This is a genomic window from Vibrio sp. F13, from assembly GCF_020806305.2.
GTDB lineage: Bacteria > Pseudomonadota > Gammaproteobacteria > Enterobacterales > Vibrionaceae > Vibrio > Vibrio crassostreae_C.
The window spans coordinates 761,677-775,243 of sequence record NZ_CP170176.1; the positions used below are offsets into that span (position 1 = coordinate 761,677).

The 13,567-nt window shown below is 42.6% G+C and carries 10 protein-coding genes and 2 pseudogenes; 7 read left to right on the forward strand and 5 right to left on the reverse strand.

Annotated features, from left to right (window positions below):
* Nucleotides 1-205 precede the first annotated feature (205 nt).
* From LMH68_RS18415 to LMH68_RS18425, 3 genes and pseudogenes are all read right to left on the reverse strand, one after another.
* Complete coding sequence (locus LMH68_RS18415; RefSeq protein ID WP_229648240.1) at nt 206-1,951, reverse strand: EAL domain-containing protein; 1,746 nt, start codon at nt 1,949-1,951, stop codon at nt 206-208.
* 835 nt (nt 1,952-2,786) lie between these two features.
* Nucleotides 2,787-3,266 (reverse strand): type II secretion system protein, encoded by a 480-nt coding sequence (locus tag LMH68_RS18420; protein WP_017060589.1) that lies wholly within the window; start codon nt 3,264-3,266, stop codon nt 2,787-2,789.
* A 250-nt stretch (nt 3,267-3,516) separates the two neighbouring features.
* Nucleotides 3,517-4,905 (reverse strand): annotated as a pseudogene (locus tag LMH68_RS18425) (putative bifunctional diguanylate cyclase/phosphodiesterase); the annotation flags it as partial.
* Between the two features lie 182 nt (nt 4,906-5,087).
* Here LMH68_RS18425 and LMH68_RS18430 point away from each other — a divergent pair.
* Together LMH68_RS18430 and LMH68_RS18435 are read left to right on the forward strand one after the other, a co-directional pair.
* Entirely contained in the window at nt 5,088-5,777 is a 690-nt protein-coding gene (locus LMH68_RS18430) for a response regulator transcription factor (RefSeq protein ID WP_017060591.1), read from the forward strand.
* Nucleotides 5,770-7,119 (forward strand): sensor histidine kinase, encoded by a 1,350-nt coding sequence (locus tag LMH68_RS18435; protein ID WP_229648239.1) that lies wholly within the window; start codon nt 5,770-5,772, stop codon nt 7,117-7,119. Before LMH68_RS18430 ends, LMH68_RS18435 begins: the two co-directional genes overlap by 8 nt.
* A 116-nt stretch (nt 7,120-7,235) precedes the next feature.
* Here LMH68_RS18435 and LMH68_RS18440 read toward each other — a convergent pair whose 3' ends face one another.
* Complete coding sequence (locus tag LMH68_RS18440) at nt 7,236-7,772, reverse strand: GNAT family N-acetyltransferase (RefSeq protein WP_102331999.1); 537 nt, start codon at nt 7,770-7,772, stop codon at nt 7,236-7,238.
* Between the two features lie 226 nt (nt 7,773-7,998).
* On the opposite strand from LMH68_RS18440, the gene LMH68_RS18445 reads away from it, so the two are divergent.
* Entirely contained in the window at nt 7,999-9,264 is a 1,266-nt protein-coding gene (locus LMH68_RS18445; RefSeq protein WP_029235617.1) for an HD-GYP domain-containing protein, read from the forward strand.
* 134 nt (nt 9,265-9,398) lie between these two features.
* On the opposite strand, the pseudogene LMH68_RS18450 reads toward LMH68_RS18445, so the two are convergent.
* A pseudogene (locus LMH68_RS18450) lies at nt 9,399-9,722 on the reverse strand (PTS sugar transporter subunit IIA); the annotation flags it as partial.
* A gap of 186 nt (nt 9,723-9,908) precedes the next feature.
* Between LMH68_RS18450 and LMH68_RS18455 the strand changes: the two are divergent.
* The 4 genes from LMH68_RS18455 to LMH68_RS18470 all read left to right on the forward strand — a co-directional run bounded on the left by LMH68_RS18455 (nt 9,909) and on the right by LMH68_RS18470 (nt 13,436).
* Nucleotides 9,909-10,529: a hypothetical protein gene (locus LMH68_RS18455; RefSeq protein WP_017060596.1), complete on the forward strand. Its 621-nt coding sequence runs from the start codon at nt 9,909-9,911 to the stop codon at nt 10,527-10,529.
* 444 nt (nt 10,530-10,973) lie between these two features.
* Entirely contained in the window at nt 10,974-12,182 is a 1,209-nt protein-coding gene (locus tag LMH68_RS18460) for a NupC/NupG family nucleoside CNT transporter (protein WP_017060598.1), read from the forward strand.
* Nucleotides 12,183-12,503: 321 nt separating this feature from the next.
* Nucleotides 12,504-12,773, forward strand: a complete 270-nt coding sequence (locus LMH68_RS18465) for a hypothetical protein (protein ID WP_017064869.1) — start codon at nt 12,504-12,506, stop codon at nt 12,771-12,773.
* A 45-nt stretch (nt 12,774-12,818) separates the two neighbouring features.
* Nucleotides 12,819-13,436: a class I SAM-dependent methyltransferase gene (locus LMH68_RS18470; RefSeq protein WP_017064868.1), complete on the forward strand. Its 618-nt coding sequence runs from the start codon at nt 12,819-12,821 to the stop codon at nt 13,434-13,436.
* Nucleotides 13,437-13,567 lie beyond the last annotated feature (131 nt).

Here is a 13,567-nt window from a genome sequence, read left to right on the forward strand (position 1 = left end):
ATATACATGTATATAACACTAACCTTTTTATTCGAATTGGCAAGGGTTTTATGAAAATGGATCGGATATTTTTATATTTGGATAAAGCATGTTTGGCGGGGAGGGTACTTGAAGCCTACGTCCTTGTGGGCTCTCAAGCAGCTGTATGAGCGATGATTATTTGAATAGGAAATGGTTGCTGATCAAGATTTCTATTAGGCTGGGCCTATTGCTCCTTTGAGTCATTAGGCCGGCTATATAGGTAACCTTGATGTAAGTTGTAGCCTAACTGACACAAGATATATTGCTGCCTACGCGTCTCGACACCTTCATAAATCATTGTGATATTTGATAGGCGTCCAATCTCCGAGATATTGAGCAATACACCCTGATGATGCTCTCCTGACTCGATATCCTTAACAAAGCAACGATCCAGTTTTAGATAGGCCGGAGAGATAACATTGATGATTTCGATGTTGTTATTGCCCGTACCAAAGTCATCCAGAGCGATAGTGATACCAAGCTTTTTGATATCCTTAATGTTATCGATAACCTCACACCCATAGCCAATGTTCGAATATTCAGTAATCTCTACGACAAACTCATTCGCTTCCATCGCGGCTAAATGCTCTCTGAGCCTTGCGAAGTTCGACCCTACCAAAGCACTCGGACACACGTTGACACCATAGATCTCATGGCTGTTGTTTAACTTCGCTTTTCTGACTGTCTCGATGAGTAAAATAGTATGAAAGGTGAGTAAATTGGTGCGTCTCATGGTGTTGATGAAGCTTAAAACGCCAACGTTACGCACACGAGATAACAACTCGTAGTAGAGAACGCAGTTGTCTTCGGTGTTGATGATCGGCTCTTCTTCAAAGGAGATGTGTTTCCAACGAAACAGGTAGATCACAAAACCCAGAATATAGGAGCGATAAAGCAGGGTGGCGAGTATCAGAGAAAGCGCAATCCATAGTGCAACAATGTCGTCACTGTAGAAGGTGATGGTTGCACCCGTTGGTAGGGAGGTTTGATAGATAGATTTACTCTCTTCGCCAAGGTTTAAGATGTGGTAACCATTCTTCTGGATGGAAATCGAATCGACTAATAGAGGCAATAGTGAGTTCTTGTATCGAGCTTCGATAGATCGTTTAGATATTCGAGCAACCATCTCAATGTCGTGCTCGGTATCCATGAAGCGTGAATAGGCCAAGTCAGCACTATCGTAGAAGTCGTCTACTTGATTGAGCTCTATCATCTTAGAACGTGTTTTCGAGATATAGCAGGAGCCATAAGGTGTGGTCATGACGACAGAGTCAAGGTTGAGCGAGTGCCTTAGCGAGTGCACAGCCCCGTGGCTATCGCAACCGTAGTCCATGACTTCTGCTGCAATGTGTTTGGTGTTCTCACTGTATTCATTCGCAATCTTCGTCGTATAAAGGATTTGGAAAAAGTAGACAACGAATAGGAAAAAGGAAGAGATGGTGAACACGGCTATCAGAGCCTTGATCAGTTCTCGATGATAGGTGTTGAACATCAGTTTCAACATCTCGAACTGGCTGGGCTTGAACTGGTTGATGTCATACTTTGGTGCGATACGGTTGGTTGAGCTTTTATCGAGATCGATAAAGTAACCTACCTTATAAAGGTTAGAGATAAGTTCGCTATTATTATCTACCTTCGCTTTTTTACATAAGCTTCGATATTTCTTTCTTATAGAAGCAATAATGTTTTTTAACGCGTATAAGCTAAACTCTTCGTCAAAGTGTAATTTAAAAGATTCTTCAACATCTCGTGCAGATTGAGGGTTTGATATTGACGAGTGTTCAATAAGGTATTTGAAAACAAAACTCTCTTTACTATTAAGAGTTTCCTCTGATATCTTATTACTGTCTCTTTTAATGTATATTTTTTCTTCATTGTAGATTAGTTGCAAGCTCTCATTATTGTTATTTATATTGAAAGAACAGTGCATAGCTTAACTCCTAAGCGATAGTTATTATATTTGTGTGATGGATATGTGATGGCTGGGATTTTCATTCAACACAAGAGTTCAATCTAAATAATATAACCAAAATGTCACCATTTTATCTCAAGATGTTGATACTAATCGCAGAATTTGGGCTTTAATGAAAGGTTATGGAGATGTTCACCCAAAAGTTGAATTTATAAATGAAAGCCAATGATTTACAAGGGGTAAGGGGGATTTATCCATTTGTTTTGGTATTTATCCATTTCACAGCTTCTACGCGGTAGGTTTAGCGACTGGATTTAGAGGTTTCTAATGTAGCTTCTGATGGTATTCATTCGGTTTATCGATGTGTGAGATTTATCAGAATTTTTCATGATAAAATTAAATTATGTCATTTTATGTGATATTAATATAATTTATGTGGCGTATTGTTTTGGTGATTTAATTAAAGTAATAAATGATAGAATTAATTATATTTGTTGAATGATTGACTTTAATTTATTCTGTTACGAAATTTAAATAATTAAACTTTAAGGTGGGATATTTAAAATAGGGAAAGGATGATTTTTATCATGATGTGTTGATTAAAGAATTTTAATGGAATTATTATTGACATATGTATCAAATATGTGTCTATGTAAATATTAATCGGCTAGTGATGAAAATAAGATATGAATGAGGTTGGTGCTATACCATGAGCACTGCCTAAAAGTATAAGCAGCAACAAGTTAGATCAATTAGTGTTATTTTTGAGCAAATGTTAGCGTAACCACATGATATTCAAAGATCTGTTGCGGTGGCTTTGTGTTAACTATGGAAGCGTGCAATCGTTGAGTATTTAACATGCACCATCAAGCACCACGATCTGTGGTTCTTTTTCTGGCTGATAAAGCACCTGACAAAAGTCTCCTTCTGGCGAATAGGTGTAGTTTTCGGTGTCGAAAGAGATGGCGGCTACTCTTTCTGCATTGCTGCCAGAGTCTACTTCTTTGTTGATGACATGAAGCTCTGTTGCGTCGATATTGAGCAGTCTTCTTAGTGAGTCAACATAGGCGATTGGGTAACCATGACAAACGTAGTAGGTCTCAATCTCCGTCTTTTCAACATAGTTGCACTCATCCTCAACGCCAGCAATCGCTGACTTCGCGTAGATCATATCGATACCCGTGCGAAGGTTACCAGCCACATCATGTATTTTACTCGCCCGAGCACTTCCTTGAACGTCTAAGAACTTGACCATAGCTGTCGCCGAAACGATCGCTAAAATTAATACAGAGATGATGAGTTCTAAAAGAGTGAAGCCGTTTTGTCTGTTCATGGTTACCGATTATTTGCTCTGCTAAAGGGACGGAATGAGGGTAATCTAAATACCCAAGTCATTACAGTTAGTGGGTATAATGGTTTGGTGTTTTATTGTGTGAATTTCTAAGTAATTTTCTTTATAAACAATAGCTTAATTATTTCCTCTTACTGTTAAACGCTATGTAAGCATACGTAAGCGTACACACCCACAGCAGCCGATTGTTTAGGAAGCATTCAAACGACTTAATTTATTGATAAATAAGTCTTTAATTGTAGGATTGTCGACCATTCAAAAACTGACTTTCGACTTCATTTGAGGGAATTGGTTTACTAAATAAAAATCCCTGAAGATACTGGTATCCACAATCGATTAAGAACGCTTTTTGCGTTTCGGTTTCGACACCTTCAGCAACCACTTTTAGCCCCAATTTTTCACAGATAGCATGGGTGGCTTGGACAATCGCTTTGCTCCCTTTGTGTGAACCGTGGACGAAGCTTTTATCGAGTTTCACGGTGCTAATCGGTAAGTCATGCAACATCGACAGTGACGAGTAGCCTGTGCCAAAGTCATCAAGGTGAAGCTCTACGCCCAATTTAGAAATATCGCTTAACGCTTGCCTGACTTTACCATGCTTGAAGATCATGGAAGGTTCGGTGATCTCAAGGGCGATGCTTTGAGGTTGGATATTGTAGAAGTTCAACATTGCTAATAGCTGCTCGGCAAAGGTCGCGTGCATCTGAATACTCGAAATATTGATACTCATCATCAACTCACTATCAAACTCACGTTGCCATATCGATAGCTGTTTGAGTGCAGAGTTCAGAACCCATTTCCCGAGCGGTACAATCTGCCCCGTCTCCTCCGCTAAGCTAATAAACTCATCAGGGCCTATGTTACCTAGCTCTTTGTCTGACCATCGAAGCAAGGCTTCAAACCCTTTCACCTTGTCGCTGTTGGTGTTCATGATCGGTTGATAGTGAAGGTTGAGATCGTCGTTTTCTATGGCGCGTGCCAGTCGATGGCGGATCTCTACTTTGCGATGCAGGGTTTGTGCTAAGTCTGGGGTAAACGTTTGGAAGCGGTTTCGACCATTCGCTTTTGCAAGATGCATCGCCATACCCGCTTGCTTTAGCAATGTTTCTTGGTCAACCGCGTTATCAGGGAAATGCGCGGTACCTATGCTGCAACCGACAGATAAACTGCCGATGCCTCTGATATGGAAACTTCGGTTTAAGGCATCAATGATGCGAGAGCAAAGTAGTGGGATATTTTGATTTCGGCAGGTGTGGGCAATCACAATGAATTCGTCGCCACCAAATCGCCCTATCATGCATTTCTCATCAACCAACTGTTTAAGGCGTTCACCAACCTGTTTGAGTCGTTGGTCTCCGACAGTGTGCCCATAAGTGTCATTAACTAATTTGAAGCCATCAAGGTCGACAAACATCAATTCAAACGGTGAGCGATAGGCAATGCTGGTTTCTAGAAGGTTGCTGATCCCACGGCGATTATAAAGCTCCGTTAAACAGTCGTGTTCTGCGTTGTATCTGGCTTTTATCAGCTTCTCTTTTTGCTTTGTTGTACAGGTTAGGTTTAGCAGCAGTTCGCTTTTATCAAAGAGCCACTTTCCTTGCACATCAAAATGGTGTGCTCTGAAGGAGGAAACCTTGATAAACCAAGGCGCACCGGTTGTTGGTTCTCTATTCTGTAAACGTGTATGTACAAAAGTGATTACTATGTTTTGCGTACGGTAAATGTAGGGCTCTGATTCCAATATTGATGATCTATGACCAGTATATATACTGCCTTCGCTTTTAATAAATACTGGTGATAGGAATGTCGAAAACCAAAGTGCTCATTGTTGAAGATGACCAAGAGATAGCTCGTCTAACGACGCTTTACCTCGAAGCTGAAGGTTACAATGTTAGCGTTGTTCATGAAGGGAACTTGGCACTTGAAGCGATCCGTAGTATTGAACCTGATTTAGTGCTGTTGGACTTGATGCTTCCAGGGATGAGCGGCGCGCAAATTTGCCGTCAAGCCCGTGAGTTTTACAATGGAATGATTTTAGTGCTAACGGCTTCCGCCGATGAAATGAGCGAGGTCAGCTTGTTTAAATTTGGTGCGGACGATTACGTTGCCAAACCGATTCGTGGCCATGCCTTGTTAGCGCGAATTGAAGCGTTATTGCGTCGAGCGACTCCCGTAAAAACTGCGCAAGAAACTACGGCTGAAAAACAGTGCGATATTGTAATCAACAGCTCTGCTCAAAGTGCCACGCTCTACGGCCAAAACCTCAAGCTTACTTCTGCTGAATTTGAAATCTTAAACCTTCTCGTTAATAACATCTGTCAGGTCGTGACTCGAGACCAGTGCTGTCAGTTATTTAGAGGGATAGATTACGCGTTCAACGACCGCTCGATTGATATGCGCGTGTCTGGGTTACGCCGAAAGCTGCGCATTCACGCAAAAGACAAACAGTTGATTCGTACGGTTCGCAACAAGGGGTACATGCTGGTTGCGTAAGTTCATTGCTACGAAGCTTCGCTCGGTTTCGATGTTTGCTCGCTTATACCTTGGGATTGTGACTGGGATGTCGGCAACGATATTTTTGTTCTTGAACCTTGGTGAGGGGTACATGCGACGCACCGAGATCGAAACCTTCCTCAATGATGGCATCTACTTTGCGGAGCAGTATGTTCGTCAACACAATCAAGAAAACTCACTCTATAAAGAGCTCGATAGAACAGGCTACCAACAATTTTATATATTCAATTTACGCCTGTTGGAGAATTGGTCGGGCGAGGCGCCTTGCCAACAATGTGAGTTATACACAACCTTAAACGGTGTGCCGATATATCTAAGTGATGACAACCTCTATTCGACCGTGTTTCAGCTACCAAACTCTAAATTCAGTTTTGGGTTCAGTGAGGTAGGGGACTTTTTCTCTCCTGACATTGAATGGTACGAAGACTCAGAACGACACTTTTTGTTAGGGCTGTTGTTGGCTGTGATTGTGGCGATTGGAGTAAGTGCTTACTTACCTGTGAGGCGTTTTCAAGAAAGAATAGAGTTGCTCGTCGAGAAGCAGAAACAGTTTGGTAAGGGCAAGCTTAGTACTCGATCTGACATGGACGACATCCATCCTGTTTCTGATTTGGCCAGCAGTTTTAACTTCATGGCTGAAGAGATCGAAAGCAAAGTAAAACAAAGTCATATTTTCGCTCAAGCTATCCCACACGAAGTACGAACTCCGCTAAGTCGTATTCAACTGGCTACCGATATCCTAAGAAGGGGAGCCCCCGATAATCATCAGGTTCTTTTCGATGACATTGATACCTACATTGAGGATATCAACGAGCTCACGTCAGAAATCATCATGCTGTCGAAGTTGAATGTCATGGATAACTCTTTCTTTGAGCTCGTTAAAGTGACCTCCGATCTTCGTGAGTATTGCCTAGACCGAATTCGTTACTCGAAACTAGACAATGCCACCTTTGAATCTAAGGTACAGCTAGAGTGCAAGATTAAGTGTGATTGCTCAATGGCACGCTTGGTGTTCGATAACGTTCTCAAGAATGCGGGTAATTACACACAAGACAAAGTGTGGATGACGCTGGATGAGAACTCAGAAAACTGGCTGGTGGTGATTGAAGACAATGGTTCTGGAATACCAGAGAATAGGCGTGATGAGGTATTCCTTCCGTTCTCTCGACTAGACTCAAGCAGAACGTCGACCAACGGTGGATTGGGGTTGGGCCTCGCGATTGCTCTATCGGCGGCTAAAAAACTTTCTTGGGATATCAAAATCGACGACAGCAACCATGGTGGTGCCAAGTTCAGTATCGTGATTCCTAAGATCGCATAAACTGTAGCTTTAAGAACTCTTCAGGCTCGTCAAATAACAAAGCCACGGACTAATACCGTGGCTTTTTCATATTCCGATTTACAAGCTAGTGACTTCTTAGTACTACTGCTTAGAGCTTAGAGCTTAGAGCGATGAAGGCCATAAATAGCGTGGTCAATGATGCGACCATTCAAGTTTTCGTTACGCGTGATGATACCTTCTAACGTGAAATGTAAGCGCTCACAAACCTTACGGCTGCTTTGGTTACCGGTTGCGGCTGATATCTCTACCTTTTCCATATCTAACTCATTGAAAGCAATATCAATCAGCTTCTGGACAACGCGCGTCACAATCCCCTTTCCTTGGTATGTCTCAGATAACCAATAACCTATCGTCACCTTTTGCTTATCATGATCAATAGTATTGAAACTGCAGTTACCGACGACCTTGTCTTGATACACGATCGCACAGGTCATGCTTTTCCCTTCCGCATAATCGTGTAGCGAGCGTTGGATGAAGATCCTAAAGTCTTGCTCGGTTTTACAATGTGGCGGCCACACGAGCCATTGGCTTAGGTACTCATTCTGGTTTTGTGAGATGTCCGCGTAGTGAGAAGCGAAGCTCTCTTCAACCAATGCGATGGAGAGTTCGTTGTCGATAACCGTTTTAAACATGTCTTTCCTTTTCTTATGGCTGCTTATTTAAGCGAATCTTAGTCGGCAGGCTATAATGTCGCATGATTTTTAATATGCAACCACTTGTAGCACGGATTTTTCGTGATACGTTAGTTCTATCACGAAACTCATTAAACCTTACAATAGTTGTGTATATAATCATTAGCTATGCATTAGTATTAGCGGCCTAAATATATAAAAAATATAAAAATGCTAGGCTTAAATAATGAATCAACATTGCCAGGACGTGACCGTGGACCTAAGGAAGGCTCTATTCGGTATTGCTAAGGCGCTTGATAACGTCGGTTTCGAAAGTAAAAATCATGGACAGAGGGTGGGTTACATCGCGTATCGGTGTGCTCTGAGTGTGGGGTGGGAAGAAGAGCAAGCGCAGCTCGCGTTTTCGTTAGGCTTGATTCACGACTGTGGTGTCTCGCAAATTGATGAACAGCTCAGTTTAACGTCTGGGTTTGTACCTGACTCAAGCTATCACCATTGTCAAAAGGGCTACCAAATCTTAAAAGAGTGCCCAGTTCTTTCTATATTTGCTAAGCCGGTTCTTTATCACCATACTCCGTGGTCTGAGCTAAGGGCTATTCATATCAGCGAGTTAGAAAGAGAACTAGCTGCCATCGTGATGCTTGCCGATAGAGTCGATTATCTATACGGCATAACCTCTTCTGATCGTTATGGAAACCTAACACCAGATGGCAAAGCGAGCATCATTGAACGTTTGACTGAACAAGCGGATGAGATGTTCGAAACCAACCTTGTGCAACACATGTGCGAGTTGGTTGATTTGGATGACTTCTGGTTTTCTATGGAGATTCCATACATCGAGAACATGAGGGATAACTTTGAACCTGTGCCATTTTTCTCCCAGCAAATGTCGCTGGATGAGACGGTGGCCTTTGCCGAGTTTATCGCCAATGTTGTTGATACCAAAAGTTCGTTTACCTTTAAGCACTCTTTAAAGGTTGGGCAGCTTTCAGAATACCTCGCCAAACAGCTGGGTTATTCCTACACCACTCAGCGCAAACTCTATCTGGCTGGGTTAGTCCATGATATCGGTAAACTGCAAACCCCTAATGACATTCTGCATAAGCCGGATTTACTCACTGAAGAAGAGTATTGCTGTATTAAACGCCATGCAACGGACACTCGATTCGCATTGCAGGAGTTGTTCAGTTCACCTCAGGTTTGTCAGTGGGCATCTAATCACCATGAAAGGTTAGATGGTTCGGGTTACCCAATGGGAAAAACGGCGGAAGAGTTGGATCAACCCAGTCGAATTGTTGCTGTGGTGGATGTGTTTCAAGCGCTAACTCAGTCTCGACCTTATCGTGGAGGCATGACGTTAGAAGAGACTCTCGCTATTTTGAGGGACCACGTTGATAACTTTAAGTTGGATCGAGAAGTGTTTGAGTGCCTTAATAAACACGCGCAATATTGCTTTGAATTATCGACAGACAAACGAATGTACGCGTTTTAACGCCACTGAATGCTTTCGAGGTGTGACGCCTAAACTCATACTCGGTCGAAATGACTAAACACCAGAAACAGAAAAGCGATAGCCGAGGCTATCGCTTTTTTTAATGGGGGCTTATCAGGATTTTTAGATCGAGATTAGTATCGCTTTAAGATCTCGATGATCGCTTGCTCAGTTTCCGCTGCGATGATGGCATCAATGTCATTATCATTTTGGAACAACTCTGATAGCGCCATAATCGTATGGATGTGGCTATCTGAGTTCATCGCCGCCAGAGTAATCGAAAGGTAAACGTCACCGTTGTCTTCTGACTCTAAATCAACACCCTTTTTGAATACCGTTACTTGCAGTGATGCTTCGTTCACACCATCTTCAGGGCGAGCATGAGGCATCGCAATTTTTGGTGCCAGAACATAGTACGCGCCGATGTCCTTGTGCTTTTGCTTGATAGCTTGAACATAATCTGTTCATTTCATAACGTTCCGTTACAAACCCTTGTTATTGACTGATGACTCAATAAATTTAACCCGATGTGTGAGCGAATTTATATAAATAACAATTATGTAAAATATTGATTTTATGAATGTTTACTCATTAAGTCGATTTTTGTTAGAACAGCCTATTCAAAACATAAGATAGGTAAATCTATGAAAAAACTCGTCAGTTTACTGCTCGCTGCAGTATCGTTAGGGCTTTCTGGTTGTGCAACGGTATTAACAGCAGAACAAAGTGCGCCTCAACTCAATGAAGTTCCACAGGAAAAAGCGTTGACCGTCGCTGTAATCGATAAGAGACCATACGTTCTCGATCATGATAAAGAGCCAAAATTTGAGGGAATTATTCGCAGTTCGTTAGGTATTCCTTATACCTACAACACGGCGACACAGCAGCCAATGTCTCAATTTTTGACTGACAGATTGGTCGCAGGCTTGAAAAAACAGCAAGTAGCTGTTGAGTCGGTTGAGACGACGCCTGAAGAGGATATCACCAAGGTTGCTGAGCAGATGAAAGCATTCGACAACAAATCGATGATGTTTGTCTTGAATGAGTGGAAGTATGACTTCCACGCATTTACGGATAACTCTTGGTACAACGTTAATGTGATTATCTATGATGAAGCTGGTAATAAGCTACTCAGCAAAAATTTCCAAGGCGAGAATGATGTACCTGATGGTGGTGCAATCATCAATGAGATGCAACTGATCTACAAACAGCGTTTTGAAGAGATATTCCGAGATGCTGAAGTGAAAAGTGCCCTGCTAAACTAGTTATTCCCACTTTGATCTCATATTTTGAAAAAGCCACACTCTGTGGCTTTTTATTTTAATGATGGTTTTTTTGCATTATTTCTTGCTGGAAAAATTAATTATTGCGAGAAGTAGTTCGATTTGTACGCTTTATGACCGCGCGATCGTTTGCGTCAAAAAATGTGATGAAAGTCTCACTTAACTGTTTATACTTCTTTTCCGGTTTTAAGCCGGTGCTTAGCCAATACAAGCCGTCACATGGATATGTGAATGACCCCACGGACCGGACCAGCTACGTTCCACTGCTTGTATAAGGTGATTTTTTACATGAACAACTCGTTGTTACATTCGCTAACCCTGTTAGCTCCTTCATCGCGTAGCGTTTTGCTTGCGGTTCTTTGTCCTGTTCCTTTGATGTCATTTGCTTGGCTCATGTTCACTCTTTAAGGGTTACTAGGACACATTATGAATATTCTATTTGGTTTTGTCGGTGTTCTTGCACTGATTGCTTGCGCGTACCTGTTATCTGAAAGTCGTTCTTCAATTAACTGGAAAACGGTCTCTCGTGCACTATTACTTCAAATCGGTTTTGCAGCCTTAGTCTTGTATTTCCCATGGGGACAATTGGCGCTAACAAGCCTAAGTAATGGTGTTTCTAGCCTGCTTGGTTTTGCAGACGTTGGTATCGCATTCCTTTTCGGTGACCTTGCTACTGAAGGCTTCATTTTCGCGGTTCGCGTACTTCCAATCATTATCTTCTTCAGTGCTTTGATCTCTGCGCTCTATTATTTAGGCGTTATGCAGAAAGTGATTCAAATCTTGGGCGGAGCGGTGCAAAAACTGCTGGGTACAAGTAAAGCTGAATCTCTGGTTGCTACAGGTAATATCTTCCTTTCTCAGGGTGAGTCTCCTCTTCTTATTCGTCCCTTTTTAAAGTCTATGACTCGTTCGGAACTGTTTGCTGTAATGGCAGGTGGTATGGCGTCGGTAGCGGGTAGTGTACTTGGTGGTTATGCTGGCCTTGGTGTTGAGCTTAAATACCTTATCGCTGCAAGCTTTATGGCGGCTCCGGGCAGTCTGTTAATGGCGAAGATCATTGTTCCTGAGCGCAGCACACCAAGTGATTACGACCATATCGAACTAGATAAAGCTGACCAAAGCAACGTGATTGATGCATTGGCAAGCGGCGCGATGAACGGTATGAAGGTTGCGGTAGCGGTTGGTACTATGTTGGTTGCATTCGTGAGTGTGATTGCGATGGTCAACACTGGCCTAGAAAGCCTAGGTGAAACGTTCGGTTTTGCGGGCATTACGCTGCAAGCTATCTTCGGTTACCTGTTCTCGCCTCTTGCATGGCTGATCGGTATCCCGAGTGATGAAGTATTGATGGCAGGTTCTTACATCGGTCAGAAGATCGTTATGAACGAGTTTGTTGCTTTTATCGACTTCGTTGAGAACAAAGCTCTGTTATCTGAACACAGCCAAGTGATCGTGACTTTTGCTCTATGTGGCTTTGCTAACATTGGTTCTATCGCGATTCAGTTAGGTTCAATCGGTGTTATGGCACCAGAGCGCCGTGCTGAAGTTGCAAACTTAGGTTTGAAAGCTGTAGCTGCTGGTACGCTAGCAAACCTAATGAGTGCATGCTTAGCGGGTATTTTCATCCTGCTTTAAGCTATATTCAGTTAAAGCGGACACTTTACTTACGGAGTTAACGTAAGGAGGGTGTCCGCTTTTTTGTGCCTGTTAATCAGGCGAAATCAGGTTTTGGCCGTCGACTGTGATTTGTCTATCGTGAGTAAAAGCTCACTCGGAAGAGTAATAGAGCCAGTTCCTTTTATCCGATATACTTGAATATCATCAGGTTGCGATTAATAACATTCGGCTTCGATTAAGAACATTCGATTTCGATTGAGAACATTCGGTTCCGACTAAGCATATCCGCTTTCGATTAGGAACAATAGCAACCAAGCTAAATTAATCAAGGGTCTCTCCATGAACATTCGCGTTCTCATCGGTCTTATTGTTACCTTCATTGGCTTGTTTGCGATGGTTTACCTAATTGCTGGCGGCGCTCAGTTTCCTATCTACCAGTGGCCAAAAGAGGCTTATCTCGGTTTGGTGTTCAGCGTGGTGTGGGGGGCTGGTGTCGCAGCGTCTGTAGCGTATTTCTTCTCGGCATTGGTGTTTGTTACTGTCGCCGTGGTTTGCTATGCGATCGGTTATAAAATCGGTGGGCTCTTTTCTTCAAGTTCTAAAGCTTAATCTTATCAAGGTGTGCTGATGTTCATTGAAGTAGGGCTGATTTGAATGCACTGGCTCGATCGTTGGAAGGTGTATCGCTATCATCGGAAACAAACTAACCGCTCGAATGGCGACAAGGCTAAAGCTTTAGGTTGGACTAGCGAAGAGAGTCAATTGTGTCGCTTTGAAGTAATCGCTCGTGCGGCGGACTTCGAAAAGAAGAGTGTTTTAGATTTGGGTTGCGGCTATGGCGAGCTGTTTGAACTGCTCGACAGCATCTATCGTATTCAATCTTATACCGGCGTTGACCAACACGCAGGCTTTCTTAAGAAGGCGAAGCAAAACTACACAGAAGATCGTTGTCAGTTTTTGGCGGGTGATATGAGCAAAATGAACCTTGAGGCGCACGACATTGTCATCGCTAGTGGTTCACTGAACTACATCTCTCGTGATTCTGATTATCTGACAAACATGATTACTCGCATGTATGAACTGGCGAATCAGACGGTGATTTTTAATCTTCTCAACTCAAGCCAGTATCCTTCGCGTAATACCTTGATGAGTTATCACCCTCAAGGTGTCTATCGTTTCTGTAAAACGCTCTGCGATGATGTCTCTTTAACGGAGGGCTACGCAGAAGGGGATTTTACGATAGTGATGAACAAAGCCGTGTCAGGAGCTTGATGTCGTCTTTGTTTTTATCTTTACGCAGGTTTTGATATTAACAACTTTTGATACGAGTACTGACGTAGTAAACAGCAAAAAGCCGCAGCCTTGAAAGGTATGAGGCTTTTTGGGTTCTATGATGAACCTAG

Excerpts from the sequence above, each read along its gene's own strand:
- LMH68_RS18415 (WP_229648240.1), bottom strand. The coding sequence starts at position 1,951 with ATGCACTGTTCTTTCAATATAAATAACAATAATGAGAGCTTGCAACTA.
- LMH68_RS18420 (WP_017060589.1), bottom strand. The coding sequence starts at position 3,266 with ATGAACAGACAAAACGGCTTCACTCTTTTAGAACTCATCATCTCTGTA.
- LMH68_RS18430 (WP_017060591.1), top strand. The coding sequence starts at position 5,088 with ATGTCGAAAACCAAAGTGCTCATTGTTGAAGATGACCAAGAGATAGCT.
- LMH68_RS18440 (WP_102331999.1), bottom strand. The coding sequence starts at position 7,772 with ATGTTTAAAACGGTTATCGACAACGAACTCTCCATCGCATTGGTTGAA.
- LMH68_RS18445 (WP_029235617.1), top strand. The coding sequence starts at position 7,999 with ATGAATCAACATTGCCAGGACGTGACCGTGGACCTAAGGAAGGCTCTA.
- LMH68_RS18455 (WP_017060596.1), top strand. The coding sequence starts at position 9,909 with ATGAAAAAACTCGTCAGTTTACTGCTCGCTGCAGTATCGTTAGGGCTT.
- LMH68_RS18460 (WP_017060598.1), top strand. The coding sequence starts at position 10,974 with ATGAATATTCTATTTGGTTTTGTCGGTGTTCTTGCACTGATTGCTTGC.
- LMH68_RS18465 (WP_017064869.1), top strand. The coding sequence starts at position 12,504 with ATGAACATTCGCGTTCTCATCGGTCTTATTGTTACCTTCATTGGCTTG.
- LMH68_RS18470 (WP_017064868.1), top strand. The coding sequence starts at position 12,819 with ATGCACTGGCTCGATCGTTGGAAGGTGTATCGCTATCATCGGAAACAA.